Source organism: Desmonostoc muscorum LEGE 12446, assembly GCF_015207005.2.
In the GTDB taxonomy this organism is placed as follows: Bacteria; Cyanobacteriota; Cyanobacteriia; order Cyanobacteriales; family Nostocaceae; genus Nostoc; species Nostoc muscorum.
The window spans coordinates 2,865,724-2,885,357 of record NZ_JADEXS020000001.1 but is presented as its reverse complement, the minus strand read 5'-3'; the positions used below and the strand labels follow the sequence as shown (position 1 = coordinate 2,885,357).

5 protein-coding genes are annotated in these 19,634 nt (G+C 44.2%); 1 reads left to right on the top strand and 4 read right to left on the bottom strand.

Annotation, left to right across the window (positions count from 1 at the left end):
• Nucleotides 1-243: 243 nt before the first annotated feature.
• The 3 genes from IQ276_RS12305 to mfd all read right to left on the bottom strand — a co-directional run bounded on the left by IQ276_RS12305 (nucleotide 244) and on the right by mfd (nucleotide 13,118).
• Nucleotides 244-4,293 (bottom strand): CARDB domain-containing protein, encoded by a 4,050-nt coding sequence (locus tag IQ276_RS12305; RefSeq protein WP_193919163.1) that lies wholly within the window; start codon nucleotides 4,291-4,293, stop codon nucleotides 244-246.
• A gap of 288 nt (nucleotides 4,294-4,581) precedes the next feature.
• Nucleotides 4,582-8,619 carry a CARDB domain-containing protein gene (locus IQ276_RS12300; RefSeq protein ID WP_235115608.1) on the bottom strand — a complete coding sequence of 1,346 codons (4,038 nt, stop codon included), beginning with the start codon at nucleotides 8,617-8,619 and terminating at the stop codon, nucleotides 4,582-4,584.
• A gap of 887 nt (nucleotides 8,620-9,506) precedes the next feature.
• Nucleotides 9,507-13,118: a transcription-repair coupling factor gene (mfd, locus tag IQ276_RS12295; RefSeq protein ID WP_235115607.1), complete on the bottom strand. Its 3,612-nt coding sequence runs from the start codon at nucleotides 13,116-13,118 to the stop codon at nucleotides 9,507-9,509.
• Between the two features lie 242 nt (nucleotides 13,119-13,360).
• On the opposite strand from mfd, the gene IQ276_RS12290 reads away from it, so the two are divergent.
• Complete coding sequence (locus IQ276_RS12290) at nucleotides 13,361-14,695, top strand: hemolysin family protein (RefSeq protein ID WP_193920647.1); 1,335 nt, start codon at nucleotides 13,361-13,363, stop codon at nucleotides 14,693-14,695.
• Nucleotides 14,696-14,936: 241 nt separating this feature from the next.
• Here IQ276_RS12290 and IQ276_RS12285 read toward each other — a convergent pair whose 3' ends face one another.
• Entirely contained in the window at nucleotides 14,937-19,451 is a 4,515-nt protein-coding gene (locus IQ276_RS12285) for a beta strand repeat-containing protein (protein WP_235115606.1), read from the bottom strand.
• Nucleotides 19,452-19,634 lie beyond the last annotated feature (183 nt).

Below are 19,634 nucleotides of genomic sequence, written 5' to 3'. Positions count from 1 at the left end.
AATAATTACTATGAAAATCAATAGTAAAATGCTATTTTTTTTACAAAATCTATGATGCAAAATTTGATTGTTTTGGAATCTAGACGTATGACTATTTGTATTCAAATCTGTATTAGTTTTAACAGCAAAATTTGGTAGTTCAAAAATTAACTTTTGAACTACCAAATTTTGCATTCCCAGATTTACAGGAGAATTCAGGAGTAAGAATTATATAGGAATCATATTTGATTTATAAATCAAATACTAATCCCATAGCTGTTCCCAATCATATTCAGCAAGACTATTTTCGCCACCATCCTGACTGTCATAGAATTTCACTGACTTTTCCCAGAAAAGTTGATCGGCGAATTTGTCAGGATTTTCAAAATTTGCAATCTCACTCTGTTTGTTAGAGCTTGGACTGAAATTAGAAGTTGCAACTTTCTTCTCAGTTGGATAACTAGAAATGACTGAGTTGATCCGACTTGTAGAACTGAGGCTCAAGCTAGATAGTTTCGCATTGCTATCACTACTAATAGAATTGGTACTTAAGCTAGAACTGGATGATTTCACACCATTTCCTGAAGTTGTTGTGAGAATCTGACGCACTTGAGCATCAGTCAGACCTTTCTTAGCACTAAGCATCAGTGCAACTACACCCGCAACGTGAGGAGCCGCCATAGAAGTCCCTGGCATATCTTTATATTGATTACCAGGATATGTCGAATAGATACCTCTATAGTCGTCCTTGTATGCTCCTGGAGCTGTAACGTATGCCAGTGTAGTTGTTCCAGCACGGTGCGAAAAGTCGGCCAATGTTCTATTATAATTGACTGCTCCCACAGCAATTCCCCACTTGTCAGCATATCGAGCGGGATAGGCTGGTGCTAACTCACTTTCATTACCTGCTGCCGAGACGACAATTGCCCCTTTGCTGACAGCATATTGAATAGCTGAGAGTATCTCACTGGTAGGAGAAGGTCCGCCTAAGCTGAGATTAATGACAAGCGCTCCGTTATTGACTGCATAACGAATACCATTTGCGATCGCTTTATCAGAACCTGACCCATTTTGACCATCATCAAAAACTCTCACTGGCATAATTTTGGCATTATAGGCAATACCTGTAACACCAAAGCTATTTTTCACCGCTGCAATAGTACCAGCAACGTGAGTGCCATGACCACTGCCATCTAAAGTATTGTTGTTGTTGCCGACAAAATTCCAGCCGTAGACATCATCAATGTAACCATTACCGTCATCATCTTTGCCATTGCCAGCAATTTCCTTGCTATTCTTCCAGATATTAGCGCTCAAATCAGGGTGATTGTAGTCTACTCCGCTATCTACCACAGCTACGAGAACGCCTTGACCAGTGTATCCTTTTGCCCAAACTTCTGGTGCTTTAATCGCGTCGGCTCCCCAATTATTCCCTCCTAAGTCAGGAACGTCAGCAAAGGTACTTTGCCCAAGGGCTTTTGCTACTGCTGCTGCGGCATTAATCAAGCCATAGCCTGTAGTGGAATTAAACCCACCACCATTGGCAGGAGTGAGAGTAATTGCTTGTGTATTGTAAATGGCATTGTTACTTTCATTGCTTTCGGCAACATTTCCCAATCCATCGGCTTTGAACATCAAATAGTATTCGCCTGGAGCAATTATGGTGTCAATAGTCCAAGATATAGAGTTTGAAAATGTAGCAGAGGGTGCAAGGCTTGGGATTGCAACAGAGTCATAGCCTATCGATATATCATCGTCATTGCCTAGAATTGTGTCTCTGGAAAGAGAATAACCTGTTTTGCTACTACCAGCATTGCCATTACCTTGATTTTTGATCTCATAGGTGAATTCAAGTTTAGTACCAATGGCGGCGCTAGTGGGAGCTGAAGTATTTACTATTACCAAGTCTGGTGCAGTAATGGTAATTGCTTTAGCAACGAGGTTATTGTTTTCATTGCTTTCCCTCTCCAAACTTGAGCCATCTACTTTGTAGAGCAGATAGTAATTGCCCACAGTAAGTTTGCTAGGAAGGGAAAAAGATGTAGATTCTGAACTTACACTTCCAGGTGCAAGGTCAAAGTTGTTAATTAAGTCAGAACCCAAGTAAGCGTCATCATTACTTAAGCTTTGATCTTTGGAAAGATAAAAGTATGTAGAGAAAATACCAGCGGTGCCATTGCCTTGGTTTTTCACCTGATAACTGACTTGAATTGTAGTACCAATGCTAGCGCTAGCAGGAGCCGAAGCATTTTGTATTACTAAGTCTGGGGCAGTAATTGTAATTGCTTTGGCAGTGACATTGTTGTTTTCATTAGTTTCAGTTAACTCGTTATTAGCATCTGCTTGAAATAGTAGATAGTAGTTTCCATTAGTGGTGCTACTGCTAATACTGACATAGTAAGATTCTGAACTATAGTAACCAGGTTTCAGCCCATTGTATAAGTAGTTTTGGTCAGAGCCTAAGAGTGTGTCATCGTTGCTCAAAGCGGCATCTTTAGACAGATAAAACTTTGTTGTACTCGTACCAGCGGTGGCAGTACCTTGATTAGCCAGTTGATAGTTGAGAGTGATTAAGCTACCAGGGTCAACCAAACCGGGAGATGAAACATTTTGAATGATTAAATCTGGTTTAGGGCCATTAATAGCGATCGCTTTGCTAACAACGTTATTGGTTTCGTTACTTTCTGCGATTTTGTTATCGGCATCTGCTCTGTACAACAGGTAATAATTACCTGCGGCGATGGTATTAGCGATCGCCAAAGATGCTGTTTCTGAGCTAGTGGCACCTGCGGCAATGCTGTTAACTCCGTCTGAGCCGAGCAACACATCGTCTGTGCTGTAAGCGTTATCCTTAGACAGATAAAACTTGGTGGTACTAGCAATGGCACTACCAACGTCTTGGTTTTTCACCTGATAGCTGATGTTGATGGTGCCGCCAACGGATACAGAACTGGGAGCTACAGCGTTTTGTATTATTAGGTCGGCTTTGGTAATGGTAATGGCTTTGCTGACAACGTTATTGCTTTCGTTGGTTTCTGCAATTTTGCTATCGCCATCTGCTCTATACAACAGGTAATAATTGCCTGTGGCAATAGTATTAGCGATCGCCAAAGACACTGTTTCTGAGCTAGTGGCACCTGCGGCAATGGTGTTAACGGCATCTGAGCCGAGCAACACATCATCTGTGCTGTAAGCGTTATCCTTGGACAGATAAAAGTTGGTGGTACTAGCAATGGCACTACCAACGCCTTGGTTTTTCACCTGATAGCTCAGTTGAATAGTGCTACTAACTGAAGCAGAACTAGGAGCCGAAGCATTTTGTACTATTAGGTCTGGTTTCCCTGCTGGATTAATGGCGATCGCTTTGCCTATGGCATTGTTATTTTCATTGCTTTCGCTAACGTTTCCATCACCATCACCGTGATAAATCAAGTAATAGTTACCAGCATTGATGGTACTGCCGATAGTGAGTGTAGTTGATTCTGACCTAGAAATACCCGCTGCAATGTCAGCAACGTAATCATAACCGATGTACTTATCGTTACTGTCTAAAGTCAAATCCTGGGACAAATAGAAGTTGGTGTAGCTATAGCCAGCATTGGCATTGCCTTGATTTTTTACCTGATAGCTGACTGAAATGGTGCTGCCAACGGAGGCAGAACTAGGAGCTACAGCATTTTGTAGTATGAGGTCTGGTTTAGTAATATTAATGGTGCCAGCAATGGCGTTGTTGCTTTCGTTGCTTTCGGCAACATAGTTATAGCCATCGGCTTGATACACCAGATAATAAGTACCTGCGGTGACGCTATCGCCGATGGTGAGTGTAGTTGACTCTTGGCTATAGTAATTCGAGAGGAGGCTAGTAACGTAGTCATAGTTTAAGAAGACATCATCACTATTTCCGAGAGTCAAATCTTTAGAGAGATAAAACTTGGTGTAGCTATAATCAGCACTTCCACTGCCTTGGTTTAGAATCTCATAGTTTAGTTGAATCGTACTGCCAGCAGCGGCAGAAGTGGGATTTGAGGCGTTTCGCACTATCAAGTCTGGTTGAAGGGCAGCAAGAGCGAATTCTTGGCTATCACTCTTATTACTATTATTACTTTTAACAACGTATTCATTCTGAGGAGTGTCGATGCCACCGGGAGTGTAAGTAGTGCGATCGCTAGCTCTAAAAAAAGTATTTACACCACTCAAATCAGAGGCAGAGTAATTATTAGCATCATCGAAAATATTTGATATTTGTGATGATAAATAGCTAGATTTTATACCAGAAGTTTCGTTAATCGGGTTACGGTCTTTGGTCAAAAGCATGAGTAGTTTCACCTCGAATATTCAAGTAAATTTGCACAACAACAAGTACTCAAATCTTTAATGCCTGAGGGATTGAGCCTGAAAAATATATTTCTTGGTAAGACAGATGCTACAAGTACAATTAACTATAAAATCACGTAATTAGCAAGTAATATTACAGTTTTCTGCACATTTTTACGAGTTGGATGTAAAAACCAGCCCTTCAACGAAGTCAGGGCTGGTAGTTCATATCTTCCCAGTCCCCAGTCCCTAGTCCCCAATCCCCAGTCCGCAATTCGTGAGATTTTTCTATGCCAAACTATTTTCCGCTGTTGTTGTGACAATCTGACGCACTTGGGCATCAGTTAGACCTTTCTTTGCACTTAACATCAAGGCTATTACTCCAGCAACGTGGGGAGTTGCCATAGATGTTCCGTCTTTAGAACCATAGTAATTGCCTGGTAATGTAGAGTAGATATCGACTCCTGGAGCCGTGATGTAGGGGAGTGTATTTGGCCCAGCTTCGTTAGAGAAGTAAGCCATCTCTTCATACTTATCAACTGCCCCAACAGCCAGCCCCCATTTATTGGCATAGCGGGCAGGATAAATAGGTTCTGAACCACTAGAATTGCCTGCTGCCATGACGACAATTACCCCTTTGCTGGCGGCATATTGAACGGCTGACTCGATGTCGCTGTTAGGTTCATCGCTACCCAAGCTGAGGTTAATGACATTAGCTCCATTGTTCACTGCATAACGGATGCCTTGAGCGACCCCAAGATCCTCGCCAGAGCCATTATCACCCAATACTTTGACCGGCATAATCTTGGCATCATAAGCGATACCTGTAACACCAATATTATTTTTCACTCCAGCGATGGTGCCAGAGACATGGGTGCCATGACTATTTACATCTAGGGTGTTGTTGTTGTTATCGACAAAGTTCCAGCCATAAACATCATCAATGTAGCCATTGCCATCATCATCTTTGCCGTTGCCAGCAATTTCCTTGGTATTCTTCCAGATATTATTGCTCAAGTCTGAGTGATTGCGATCGACACCAGTATCTAGCACCGCAACGATAACACCCTTACCTGTGTATCCCTTTGCCCAGACTTCCGGGGCTTTTACAAGGTCGGCTCCCCAATCATTACCACCAAGGTCAGCAACATCGGCAAAGGTAGTCTGGCCAAGAACTTTAGCAACTGCTGCTGCTGCATTAATTAAGCCATAGCCATCGGTGGAGTTATAACCGATATTTTTGATAATGGTAATAGCTTTGGCAAGGACGTTATTAGTTTCATTGCTTTCGGCAACATCAACATCGCCATCAGCTTGATACAACAAGTAGTAGCTACCCGCGGCGATACTTTTGCTGATTTTGAGTGACAATGTTTCGCTGCTGTAACTCCCAGATGCAAGGCTGCTGGTGTATTCAGAACCCAATAAGGTATCCTCATTGCTGAGAATTTTATCTTTGGATAGATAAAACTTGGTGTAGCTATAACCAGCATTACCAGCACCTTGATTTTTGACTTGATAGCTGATTTGAATGCTACTACCCACTGACCCAGTACTAGGATTGACAGCATTTTGAATGATTAAATCAGCTTTGTTAATGCTAATGGCTTTGGCAAGGACGTTATTAGTTTCATTACTTTCGGCAATATTGTTATTACCATCAGCTTGATATAGCAGGTAATAACTACCTGTGGCGATGTTATTGCTGATGGTGAGTGTAGTTGTTCTGGCACTTACAGCACCGCCAGCGATCGCACTGAGGTAGTCAGAGCCTAATAGAATATCATCATTGCTGAATGTTGTATTTGTTGAGAGATAAAACTTAGTTTGTTGAGAACCTGCACTACCTGCGCCTTGATTTTTGACTTGATAGCTGATTTGAATGCTACCACCCACTGACCCAACACTGGGATTAACGGCATTTTGAATGATTAAATCAGCTTTGCTAATGCTAATGGCTTTGGCAAGGACGTTATTATTTTCATTACTTTCGGCAACATCTCCATCGCCATCAGCTTGATACAGCAGGTAATAACTACCTGTGGCGATGGTATTGCTGATGCTGAGTGTACTGGACTCGGAACTGTAAGCACCCCCAGCAATGCTGCTGATGTAGTCATAGCCTAAGTAGGCATCTTCAGAACTGAGAGTTTGGTCTTTGGAGAGATAAAAGTAGGTGTAGTTATAACCTGCACTACCCGCGCCTTGATTTTTGACTTGATAGCTGATTTGAATGCTACCACCCACTGACCCAACACTGGGATTAACGGCATTTTGAATGACTAAATCAGCTTTGCTAATGCTAATGGCTTTGGCAAGGACGTTATTATTTTCATTACTTTCGGCAACATCTCCATCGCCATCAGCTTGATACAACAGGTAATAACTACCTGTGGCGATGGTATTGCTGATGCTGAGTGTACTGGACTCGGAACTGTAAGCACCCCCAGCAATGCTGCTGATGTAGTCATAGCCTAAGTAGGCATCTTCAGAACTGAGAGTTTGGTCTTTGGAGAGATAAAAGTAGGTGTAGTTATAACCTGCACTACCCGCGCCTTGATTTTTGACTTGATAGCTGATTTGAATGCTACCACCCACTGACCCAACACTGGGATTAACGGCATTTTGAATGACTAAATCAGCTTTGCTAATGCTAATGGCTTTGGCAAGGACGTTATTATTTTCATTACTTTCGGCAACATCTCCATCGCCATCAGCTTGATACAACAGGTAATAACTACCTGTGGCGATGGTATTGCTGATGCTGAGTGTACTGGACTCGGAACTGTAAGCACCCCCAGCAATGCTGCTGATGTAGTCATAGCCTAAGTAGGCATCTTCAGAACTGAGAGTTTGGTCTTTGGAGAGATAAAAGTAGGTGTAGTTATAACCTGCACTACCCGCGCCTTGATTTTTGACTTGATAGCTGATTTGAATGCTACCACCCACTGACCCAACACTGGGATTAACGGCATTTTGAATGATTAAATCAGCTTTGCTAATGCTAATGGCTTTGGCAAGGACGTTATTATTTTCATTACTTTCGGCAACATCTCCATCGCCATCAGCTTGATACAGCAGGTAATAACTACCTGTGGCGATGGTATTGCTGATGCTGAGTGTACTGGACTCGGAACTGTAAGCACCCCCAGCAATGCTGCTGATGTAGTCATAGCCTAAGTAGGCATCTTCAGAACTGAGAGTTTGGTCTTTGGAGAGATAAAAGTAGGTGTAGTTATAACCTGCACTACCCGCGCCTTGATTTTTGACTTGATAGCTGATTTGAATGCTACCACCCACTGACCCAACACTGGGATTAACGGCATTTTGAATGATTAAATCAGCTTTGCTAATGCTAATGGCTTTGGCAAGGACGTTATTATTTTCATTACTTTCGGCAACATCTCCATCGCCATCAGCTTGATACAGCAGGTAATAACTACCTGTGGCGATGGTATTGCTGATGCTGAGTGTACTGGACTCGGAACTGTAAGCACCCCCAGCAATGCTGCTGATGTAGTCATAGCCTAAGTAGGCATCTTCAGAACTGAGAGTTTGGTCTTTGGAGAGATAAAAGTAGGTGTAGTTATAACCTGCACTACCCGCGCCTTGATTTTTGACTTGATAGCTGATTTGAATGCTACCACCCACTGACCCAACACTGGGATTAACGGCATTTTGAATGATTAAATCAGCTTTGCTAATGCTAATGGCTTTGGCAAGGACGTTATTATTTTCATTACTTTCGGCAACATCTCCATCGCCATCAGCTTGATACAGCAGGTAATAACTACCTGTGGCGATGGTATTGCTGATGCTGAGTGTACTGGACTCGGAACTGTAAGCACCCCCAGCAATGCTGCTGATGTAGTCATAGCCTAAGTAGGCATCTTCAGAACTGAGAGTTTGGTCTTTGGAGAGATAAAAGTAGGTGTAGTTATAACCTGCACTACCCGCGCCTTGATTTTTGACTTGATAGCTGATTTGAATGCTACCACCCACTGACCCAACACTGGGATTAACGGCATTTTGAATAATTAGGTCTGGTTGAATGTCAGCGGCAATAGTGTTCGCTTGTGTAACAAGCTTGTTGCTTTCATTACTATTGTTAACGTAGTTATACGCTTTATTTTCTCCTCCCGAAGTATAAACTTCCCCAGGTGTGTAACTACTGCGATCGCTTGCTTTAAAAGTATTTATACCACTCACACTGGAGCTAAAGTAATTATTAGAATCATCAAAAATATCAGGTATTTTGGATGATATATTACTAGTTTTTATACCAATATTTACATTATTAGAGTTAGGCTCTTTGGTAAAAAGCATGAGCAGTCTCACTCCACATATTCAAGTAAATTTACACTATGTAATCTCTCAATTTCTTTACTGGACAAGAAATTGAGACTGAGGAACATATTAGTATAAGACAGCCACTACAAATACACTTGACTAGAAAATAACATAATTTAGTTAGTAATCTTACAGTTTTTTGTATTTAGCAATACTGTTTGGTTAACGTGAGTTCGACAGATTCCAAAGAACCCCGCTTCCATTCCTCTCCCCGTTGGCGTTAGCCTGCCATTAGGCAAGCGACGAGAGGCTTAAAAACCAATACGGTTCAGTTAAGGAAATTTATTTGTTAAAGCAGGCAGGGGAGGCAGGGGAAGCAGGGGAAGTAGGGGGAGAGAAAAAAGCTTAACTGAACTGTATTGGCTTAAAAACCCTAAATTTTCCTGCCCAACTCAGGATACTAAAGCCCCTCTCCGAGACGGAGAGGGGTTGGGGAGAGGTTCAATCGAACTCACGTTTGGTTAAGGCACTAGACGGGATGAATCGCCATCTCTACGAAAGATTAATTATTGTAGAGACGGCGATTTATCGCGTTTTTGTAATCAGGACTTACGCACACGTAAGGGAAAATCGAACCACAGAGGACGCAGAGGGCACGGAGAAATAAGAGTTTCAGAGAGTTTTTACGTAAGTCCTAGTAATATCGGACTTACGCAAAATCATGAAAAAACGAACCGCAAAGGACGCAAAGGACACAAAGAAATAAGAGTTTCAGAGAGTTTTTGCGTAAGTCCTATAATATTTAATTTTCATTAAAAAACTTAACCAAACCGTAGTAAAAAGCTAGAAGCGATGGCTGTCTTCATGGCTTTTAACAACAGTTTGAACCCCCGGTTTTCAAACGGGGGCGAGTCAACTACTGATTAAACAACAGCCGCTTCTGGAATCGCACCTTGCATTCTCCCAAAAGCATCAATTAAACTTTGCAATTGTTGATCGGCTTTAAAAACTCCTAAACCGCGCACTGTCACTTTGCCTGGGGAATAAACAAAGCGCGTCTTGAGATTATCTGGTAAATTGGCCGCCAACAAGTTCCAAGCAGGTTCTTCCATTGGTGTTTCTAAAACAACGTGCTGTTTGTTTTCTGGTTTAATCCGGCTAAATCCGATTTTTTTCGCTAACTGTTTGAGTTCCATAACTCGCAGCAGTTGATTGGCTGGGACTGGCAAAGTACCATAGCGATCGCTCCACTCAGCTGCAATCTGCTTTAATTCTGATTTAGACTTAGCTGTAGCTACCGCTCGGTAAGCACTCATCTTCTGATCCAAATCGGTAATATAATCTGCTGGGATAAATGCCGTTAGGTTGAGGTCAATTTGGGTATCGTCAACTTGGGGAATTTCTTGTCCGCGAATTTCTCGGATTGCTTCTTCTAACATTTCCATGTATAAATCAAAACCGATGGCATCCATTTGACCGGATTGTTCAGCACCTAACAAGTTACCCACTCCCCGAATTTCCATGTCGCGCATCGCCAATTGATACCCAGAACCCAGTTGAGTAAATTCTTGAATTGCTCGTAACCTTTGCCGTGCCGCATCAGATAATGTCCGCTGTTTGGGATAAAATAGCCAAGCATGAGCTTGGATACCTGCACGCCCGACACGACCGCGTAATTGATACAGTTGAGCCAAGCCAAAACGGTGAGCGTCTTCAATTAAAATGGTGTTGACTCGCGGAATATCTAAACCAGATTCAATAATTGTTGTACAAACGAGGATATCTGCATCACCATTGCTGAAGGTGAGCATGGTTGATTCTAACTCGCTTTCATCCATTTGACCGTGGGCGATGGCAAATCTACCCCCCGGTATCATTTCTCGCAAGCTTGCGGTTGTCTCTTCAATTCCTTCCACTCGTGGAACTACATAAAATATTTGTCCACCTCTGTCTAATTCTTGACGGATTGCAGTACGGACACTTTCCGGATTCAGTGGTGCAAGGTGAGTTTTAATCGGGCGTCTGGTTGGAGGTGGTGTAGTAATTAAACTCATTTCCCGAATTCCCGACAAAGACATATACAAGGTACGGGGAATGGGAGTGGCGGAGAGAGTCAGCACATCAACTTGAGTTTTCAAGCTTTTAATTTTCTCTTTTTGGTTTACCCCAAACCGCTGTTCTTCATCCACCACCAATAGTCCTAAATCCTTGAATGATACACCTTTGCCTAAGAGTTGGTGTGTGCCAACAACTACATCGAGTTCACCCGTTGCCAATCGCTTTTGAATATCGCGGCGTTCTTCAGCCGAACGGAAGCGGTTGAGTAAGCCGACATTCACCGGGTAGGGAGCAAAACGTTCTTTGAGTGTATGGTAATGCTGCTGTGTTAATATGGTCGTTGGCGCAAGGAGTGCCACTTGTTTACCGGCGGTGACTGCTTTAAAAACAGCACGAATCGCCACTTCCGTTTTTCCGAAACCGACATCGCCACAAACTAAACGATCCATCGGGCGATCGCTTTCCATGTCGCGTTTAACATCTTGTACAGCTTTCAGTTGATCTGTTGTGGGTTGGTAGGGGAAAGAATCTTCCAGTTCCTCCTGCCAAGGCATATCATTTGGGAAACTAAAACCTTGTTGTTGCGATCGCGCCGCATACAATTTCAGCAAATCCACCGCCAATTTCTTGATGGCTTTGCGGACTCTGTTCTTGGTATTTTCCCAAGCTTTACCAGTCATCTTGTTGAGTTCTGGTGCTTTATCGCCTCCGGCGCGGAACCGAGATAACGCACCCAATTGATCGGCTGCAACTCTCAGTAACCCGTCCGCATATTGCACCACCAAATAATCACGGGTTTCATTGTTAATTGTCAGGCTTTCCAGCTTGACAAATTTGCCAACACCATGATTTCTGTGAACCACATAATCCCCTGGACGCAGCTTATTGGGGTCAACTTGCTTAGAAGTAGCTTTGTGGCGCTTGCGGATAAAACCGGGAGTTGCTAAGGAATGCTGACCATAAAATTCTCGATCTGTAACGATTACCAATCGGTACGTAGGCAGAATAAAGCCTTCTAGTTCCGCCAGCCCAGAATATTTGAGGGCGATGGGAGTATGGTTGATTTGTAGCTTATCGATCGCTTGGTAATCGCGGGGATTGGGGATAAATTGAGCTGGACAATCATGTTCTTGCAACAGCGACACAGAACGCGAAGGTTGAGCAGAAATCAGCCAGATAGAAAAATTGCGATCGCGTTCATGACGGATAGTTTCAGCTAGTTTAGCAAACTGGTGCGGCGTAACTGGAACAGATCTGCTGGCAAGATTAATTCCATCATTTTCCTCCGCCAGTTCCGATAAATATAAAGTTTGAAACTTCGCAACATCAGCTAAACACTCATCAAACGACCGATGAATTTTCGGTAATTGGTTAGACTCTTCCCCAGTCCCCAATCCCCAGTCCCCAGTCCCCAATCTCCATTGTTCTTCGGCATTTTCTACCCAGCGATCGCTATGAGCATGACATTGTTCTGGCTCATCAATGGCAATCAAGGTATTTTCTGGTAAATAGTCTATCAGGGATGCTGGTTGCTCGAACGCTAAACCCAAAAAACGACGACTACCTTCAATGAGTGATGAGTGCTGATTACCTATTGCTGAGTCAGAATTTAACTGGGCACTCAGCACTCGAAACTCGGCACTATCCTTGAGTGGTGCCGTGATGATGGGAGCAAAACTAGTGGGGGTGAGAATTAACTGGTCAACTTTATCTAGGGCAGAACGTTGAGTTGCTGGGTCAAATTCCCGTATTTGTTCGATTTCGTCGCCAAACCATTCCAGCCTGACTGGAAACTCCGATGAAACCGGGTACACATCAACAATATCGCCACGGCGACTCCATTGCCCTTCAGTTTCCACCAGAGGCACTCGTTCGTACCCCAAAATAGTTATCTTCTCACTAAAAGCATTCAGGTCTAATTCCATTCCCCGCTTCAGCGTCAAGCAAAATTCTTGAAAAGCTGCTGGTGGTGGCAAATGTGGCTGTAGCGCCCCTTGAGTAGCCACAATCGCCAAAGGTCGCTTCGCTCCGGTACTGGGGATTGGGGATTGGGGATTAGGTATTGTATTGGTTATTCCTTTATTGACCCCGTTCTCCCCATTCCCCATTCCCCATTCCCCAGTCCCCAGTCCCCAGTCCCCAGTCCCCAAATCCGCCAACACCTGCATTTGCCCCCAACTCATCTCAGTTTCCGGGTCAAAAGGTTCGTAGGGAGAAGCCTCGGAGGTGGGATAAAAATGTACTGTTTGCCATCCCATTGCCTCAAGTTGTGCGTAAACGCGCCCAGCTTCTTCCAGAGTGGCACATACCACCAACAAATTCCTGCCCTGAGTTTGCGCCAATGCCGAAGCCACCAAACCCTTTGGCAGCCGGGGAATGCCATTTAACCGCAATTCTGGTTGGCGATTTAACTTAGAAATAAATTCAGTAGTGAGCGGCGATCGCCCTAAGGCACGCACAATAGAAGAAAATGACATAAGTTCTACTAGCAATGGAAGTCTTGGCGCTTGTTGAAAATCTTCAGGCAGTTTATGTCCACCATTTTAAAAGTGTTAACAGCCGTCTTATTCATTTTTCGGAAGAATAATGCACAACAAATAATAAACTCAAGAATCTATAACTATTACTTTGTGTACAGTCAAACCATTTATCGAAGCACCTTTAATACTAGATACTAAGGATTGAGCTACGTTCGCTCTGATAAGCGGCAACTTTAAACATGTCCTCCATCACTTTTGAAATTTTAATCATCTTGGTGCTAATTATTGCCAATGGCGTGTTTTCGATGTCTGAGATGGCAATTGTCTCAGCACGGAAAGTTAGACTACAGCAGCTTGCCAATCAAGGGGATGCTAAGGCAAGGGTAGCACTGAAACTAGCTGAGTCTCCAAATCATTTCTTGTCAACCATTCAAGTAGGTATTTCTCTAATCGGTATCCTGACTGGTGCTTTTGGAGGAGCAACACTTGCTAACCGACTCGCAGTCTATGTGCGACTTGTCCCCTTATTAGCACCTTATAGTGAACCGATATCTTTTGGAATCGTGGTTTTGATTATTACCTATTTGTCACTCATTGTTGGCGAATTGGTACCAAAGCGTCTGGCATTAAATAACCCAGAAAAAATTGCATCGACTGTAGCTATTCCCATGCGTGCCTTATCGGCGATCGCTTCCCCAATGGTATATCTTTTAAGTGCTTCTACAGATTTGATCCTGCGAGTGTTAGGAGTTACACAGTCAACTGAACCGCAAGTCACCGAAGAAGAAATTAAAATCTTAATCGAGCAAGGTACTGAGGCGGGAACCTTTGAAGAAGCCGAACAGGATATGGTAGAGCGAGTTTTTCGTTTAGGCGATCGACCTGTAAGCTATTTAATGACACCCCGTCCTGATATCGTCTGGCTAGACTTAGATGACACAGCTGAAGAAAATCGCCAAAAAATGGTTGATAGCGCTTACTCTCGGTATCCAGTTTGTCAAGCGGGACTGGATAATGTCCTGGGTGTGATCCCAGTTACCGACTTATTAGCTAGGAGTTTCCGAGGAGAACCGCTAGATTTAACAGTAGGATTGCGGCAACCAGTATTTGTACCAGAAAGCACCCGTGGCTTGAAAGTTTTAGAATTATTTAAGCAAACCATTACTCACATGGCGCTAGTAGTCGATGAATACGGCGTGATTCAAGGATTAGTCACTCTCAACGACATCATGAGCGAAATCGTGGGTGATGTTCCTTCTATGGATGGGCAAGATGAACCACAAGCCGTGCAACGAGAAGATGGTTCCTGGCTTTTGGATGGAATGTTACCTGTGGAAGAGTTTTTGGAACTTTTTGAAATGGAAGAATGGGAATCTGAAGAACGTGGCAGTTATCAAACCTTAGGCGGTTTTGTCATCACCCATCTTGGTCGTATTCCCGCCGCCGCAGATCATTTTGAATGGGAGGGTATGCGAATTGAAGTCATGGATATGGATGGTAACCGCGTTGATAAGGTGCTAGTCGTGCCAAGGGGAAATAAATCAGCTCCTACTACAACATCCGAATCTGATTAGTATGGGCCATTGGGCATTGGTAGCACTGTGTTCAATGTCACATGGTGTATTAGGCTAAAGCCCTAACGCACCATACTGGCCTGTCAAGGCTAAAATGTTGCAAAAAAAATTTGTAGGTTGGGTTGAGGAACGAAACCCAACACTGCGATGAATGTTAGGTTGAGCAAAGTGGGCACTATCCACCAAGGTCAAAATCAAAGTTTTTGACCTTGGTGGCAGTGCTTCCCCTATGTTTTTGCAACTAAGCAACGTAACTAAAATAACCTGCTGTCAAATTCAGTCCTGTGACTCCTTCGACAATAGCAATGAGTTCATCAGTGGAGTTCAAGACTGAGTTTGTATTAGTATCTAAGTAAATTGCTGTGCCAGAGATGCCGCTAATCGGTGAAGTTCCAAGCAAGTAAGAACTAGCTAAACCTTGGAGTTGTATTTTGTCTTGGCTGGTATTAAAATCTACAATTAGTGCGTAGTCGTTTAGACCAGCATTGGCGTTATTTCCATCATTGTAGAATACAGCACCGCTATTGCCAAAGATATACAAATCATTACCGTTGCCACCAGTAAGGGTGTCTTTAAACCCTGTGCCATTCTCGCTTCCAACTCCATTCAGGGTATCGTTACCATCTCCACCTAATAAGGTGTCGTTACCAGCGCCACCGATTAAAATATCATTACCGCCTACTCCATTAAGAGTATTATTGCCACTATTTCCAGTGATGGTGTTATTTAAACTATTCCCTATGCCGTTGATAGCTCCTGTACCAGTTAGGGTTAGATTTTCTACATTAGCACCCAGAGTATAGCTGACTGAAGATTGAACTGTGTCTGTGCCTTCGTTGAGATTTTCAATAACCACATCTCCAACGCTATCCACCACATAGGTATCGTTGCCAGTTCCAGCAATTAAGCTATCGTCTCCTGTTCCACCATCAAGGGAATCATTACCAATACCACCCGTGACGGTATCATTACCAGACCCTCCGCTGATGGTGTCGTTACCAGTTCCACCATCAAGAGTATTATTGCCGCTATTACCAATGATAATGTTATTGAGACTGTTTCCTGTGCCGTTAATAGCTCCAGTACCAGTTAGGGTCAAATTTTCTAGATTAGCGCCCAGAAGATAGCTGATTGAACTCTGAACAGTATCAATCTCCGTCGCTAGGGTAGAAGTTTCACTGATTACATCTGAGATACTATCGATAATATAAGTGTCATTACCAGTGCCACCTTGGAGTGAGTCGTTGCCTGTACCACCGTTGATGGTATCGTTGCCTCCGCCCCCGTTGATGGTATCATTGCCTGCACCACCATTAACGCTGTTGTTTGCTGGAGTAGGCGAAGTAAAGCTGAAATTGTCATTGCCGCTACCACCAGTAATGTTGAGGAAAAACTCAAATCCCTGATAGGTGTTGCCGCCAGAAGTGATGGCAGCAATGGCGCTACCGTTGATGTTCAGAACTCTGCCAGTAGTATCTGCTGACAAGTCAGCATCTACGAGCGTATCTACACCTGTACCGCCATCAACAGTGTCAGATCCAGCCCCTTGAGTGATGATGTCATCACCCGCACCGCCAATCAAGCTATCATTCCCTGCCCCGCCATTGATGGTGTCGTTGAGTGTGCCGCCCACTAAGGTGTCGTTACCACTGCCGCTTTTGAGGTTGAACCGCTCAATGTTGCTGTAGTAGGTGCGGTTAGTGTTGTTTACTGTTTGATAGGAGTTGCCATAACTGCCAACGTTGACGGTCAAGGAGGAGTAATCTACTACCAGGATATCTGTGCCAGTGCCGCCATCTACTTGGTCTGTGACTCCTAAGCCGGCGTTGAGAATATCGTCTCCTCCAGCACCGTTGATAATGTTGTTTGCTGGAGTAGGCGAAGTCAAGCTGATATTGTCGTTGCCACTGCCAGCACTGATGTTAACAAAAAACTCAAATCCTTGATAGGAGTTACCGCCAGAAGTGATGGCAGCAATGGTGCTACCGTTGACGTTCAAAACTCTGCCAGTGGTGTCTGCTGACAAGTCAACATCGATGAGGGTGTCTATACCTGCACCGCCATCTACAGTGTCATTGCCTGTGCCTTTGGTAATGATGTCGTTGTCACTTCCACCGATAATGCTGTCATTACCCGCGCCGCCAATCAAGCTATCATTCCCTGCCCCACCGTTAAGAGTGTCGTTGAGTGTGCCGCCCACTAAGGTATCGTTACCACTGCCGCTTTTGAGGTTAAACCGCTCAATGTTGCTGTAGTAGGTGCGGTTAGTGTTGTTTACTGTTTGATAGGAGTTGCCATAACTGCCAACGTTGACGGTCAAGGAGGAGTAATCTACTACCAGGATATCTGTGCCAGTGCCGCCATCTACTTGGTCTGTGACTCCTAAGCCGGCGTTGAGAATATCGTCTCCTCCAGCACCGTTGATAATGTTGTTTGCTGGAGTAGGCGAAGTCAAGCTGATATTGTCGTTGCCACTGCCAGCACTGATGTTAACAAAAAACTCAAATCCTTGATAGGAGTTACCGCCAGAAGTGATGGCAGCAATGGTGCTACCGTTGACGTTCAAAACTCTGCCAGTGGTGTCTGCTGACAAGTCAACATCGATGAGGGTGTCTATACCTGCACCGCCATCTACAGTGTCATTGCCTGTGCCTTTGGTAATGATGTCGTTGTCACTTCCACCGATAATGCTGTCATTACCCGCGCCGCCAATCAAGCTATCATTCCCTGCCCCACCGTTAAGAGTGTCGTTGAGTGTGCCACCCACTAAGGTGTCGTTACCACTGCCGCTTTTGAGGTTAAACCGCTCAATGTTGCTGTAGTAGGTGCGGTTAGTGTTGTTTACTGTTTGATAGGAGTTGCCATAACTGCCAACGTTGACGGTCAAGGAGGAGTAATCTACTACCAGGATATCTGTGCCAGTGCCGCCATCTACTTGGTCTGTGACTCCTAAGCCGGCGTTGAGAATATCGTCTCCTCCAGCACCGTTGATAATGTTGTTTGCTGGAGTAGGCGAAGTCAAGCTGATATTGTCGTTGCCACTGCCAGCACTGATGTTAACAAAAAACTCAAATCCTTGATAGGAGTTACCGCCAGAAGTGATGGCAGCAATGGTGCTACCGTTGACGTTCAAAACTCTGCCAGTGGTGTCTGCTGACAAGTCAACATCGATGAGGGTGTCTATACCTGCACCGCCATCTACAGTGTCATTGCCTGTGCCTTTGGTAATGATGTCGTTGTCACTTCCACCGATAATGCTGTCATTACCCGCGCCGCCAATCAAGCTATCATTCCCTGCCCCACCGTTAAGAGTGTCGTTGAGTGTGCCACCCACTAAGGTGTCGTTACCACTGCCGCTTTTGAGGTTAAACCGCTCAATGTTGCTGTAGTAGGTGCGGTTAGTGTTGTTTACTGTTTGATAGGAGTTGCCATAACTGCCAACGTTGACGGTCAAGGAGGAGTAATCTACTACTAGGATGTCTGTGCCAGTGCCGCCATCTACTTGGTCTGTGACTCCTAAGCCGGCGTTGAGAATATCGTCTCCTCCAGCACCGTTGATAATGTTGTTTGCTGGAGTAGGCGAAGTCAAGCTGATATTGTCGTTGCCACTGCCAGCACTGATGTTAACAAAAAACTCAAATCCTTGATAGGAGTTACCGCCAGAAGTGATGGCAGCAATGGTGCTACCGTTGACGTTCAAAACTCTGCCAGTGGTGTCTGCTGACAAGTCAACATCGATGAGGGTGTCTATACCTGCACCGCCATCTACAGTGTCATTGCCTGTGCCTTTGGTAATGATGTCGTTGTCACTTCCACCGATAATGCTGTCATTACCCGCGCCGCCAATCAAGCTATCATTCCCTGCCCCACCGTTAAGAGTGTCGTTGAGTGTGCCACCCACTAAGGTATCGTTACCACTGCCGCTTTTGAGGTTAAACCGCTCAATGTTGCTGTAGTAGGTGCGGTTAGTGTTGTTTACTGTTTGATAGGAGTTGCCATAACTGCCAACGTTGACGGTCAAGGAGGAGTAATCTACTACTAGGATGTCTGTGCCAGTGCCGCCATCTACTTGGTCTGTGACTCCTAAGCCGGCGTTGAGAATATCGTCTCCTCCAGCACCGTTGATAATGTTGTTTGCTGGAGTAGGCGAAGTCAAGCTGATATTGTCGTTGCCACTGCCAGCACTGATGTTAACAAAAAACTCAAATCCTTGATAGGAGTTACCGCCAGAAGTGATGGCAGCAATGGTGCTACCGTTGACGTTCAAAACTCTGCCAGTGGTGTCTGCTGACAAGTCAACATCGATGAGGGTGTCTATACCTGCACCGCCATCTACAGTGTCATTGCCTGTGCCTTTGGTAATGATGTCGTTGTCACTTCCACCGATAATGCTGTCATTACCCGCGCCGCCAATCAAGCTATCATTCCCTGCCCCACCGTTAAGAGTGTCGTTGAGTGTGCCACCCACTAAGGTATCGTTACCACTGCCGCTTTTGAGGTTAAACCGCTCAATGTTGCTGTAGTAGGTGCGGTTAGTGTTGTTTACTGTTTGATAGGAGTTGCCATAACTGCCAACGTTGACGGTCAAGGAGGAGTAATCTACTACTAGGATGTCTGTACCAGTGCCGCCATCTATTTGGTCTGTGACTCCTAAGCCGGCGTTGAGAATATCGTCTCCTCCAGCACCGTTGATGGTGTCATTGCCTGAAGTACCTGTAAGCGTATTGTTACCACCATCACCGTTGATTAATGCCATAAATATATCCAAAAATAAAAAGGAAAACTTGTCTAAGAAATTTCAGGAAAAATTTACTATTACTTAAGTCAAGAGAGAAGCTAAATAAACCTCATCTAACTTGAAAACTGTAATTTTTTACCAAATTTTTGCGATTGCTTCCTACCCTGCGGGAACGCTAAGAGCGAACGTCGCAATGACACA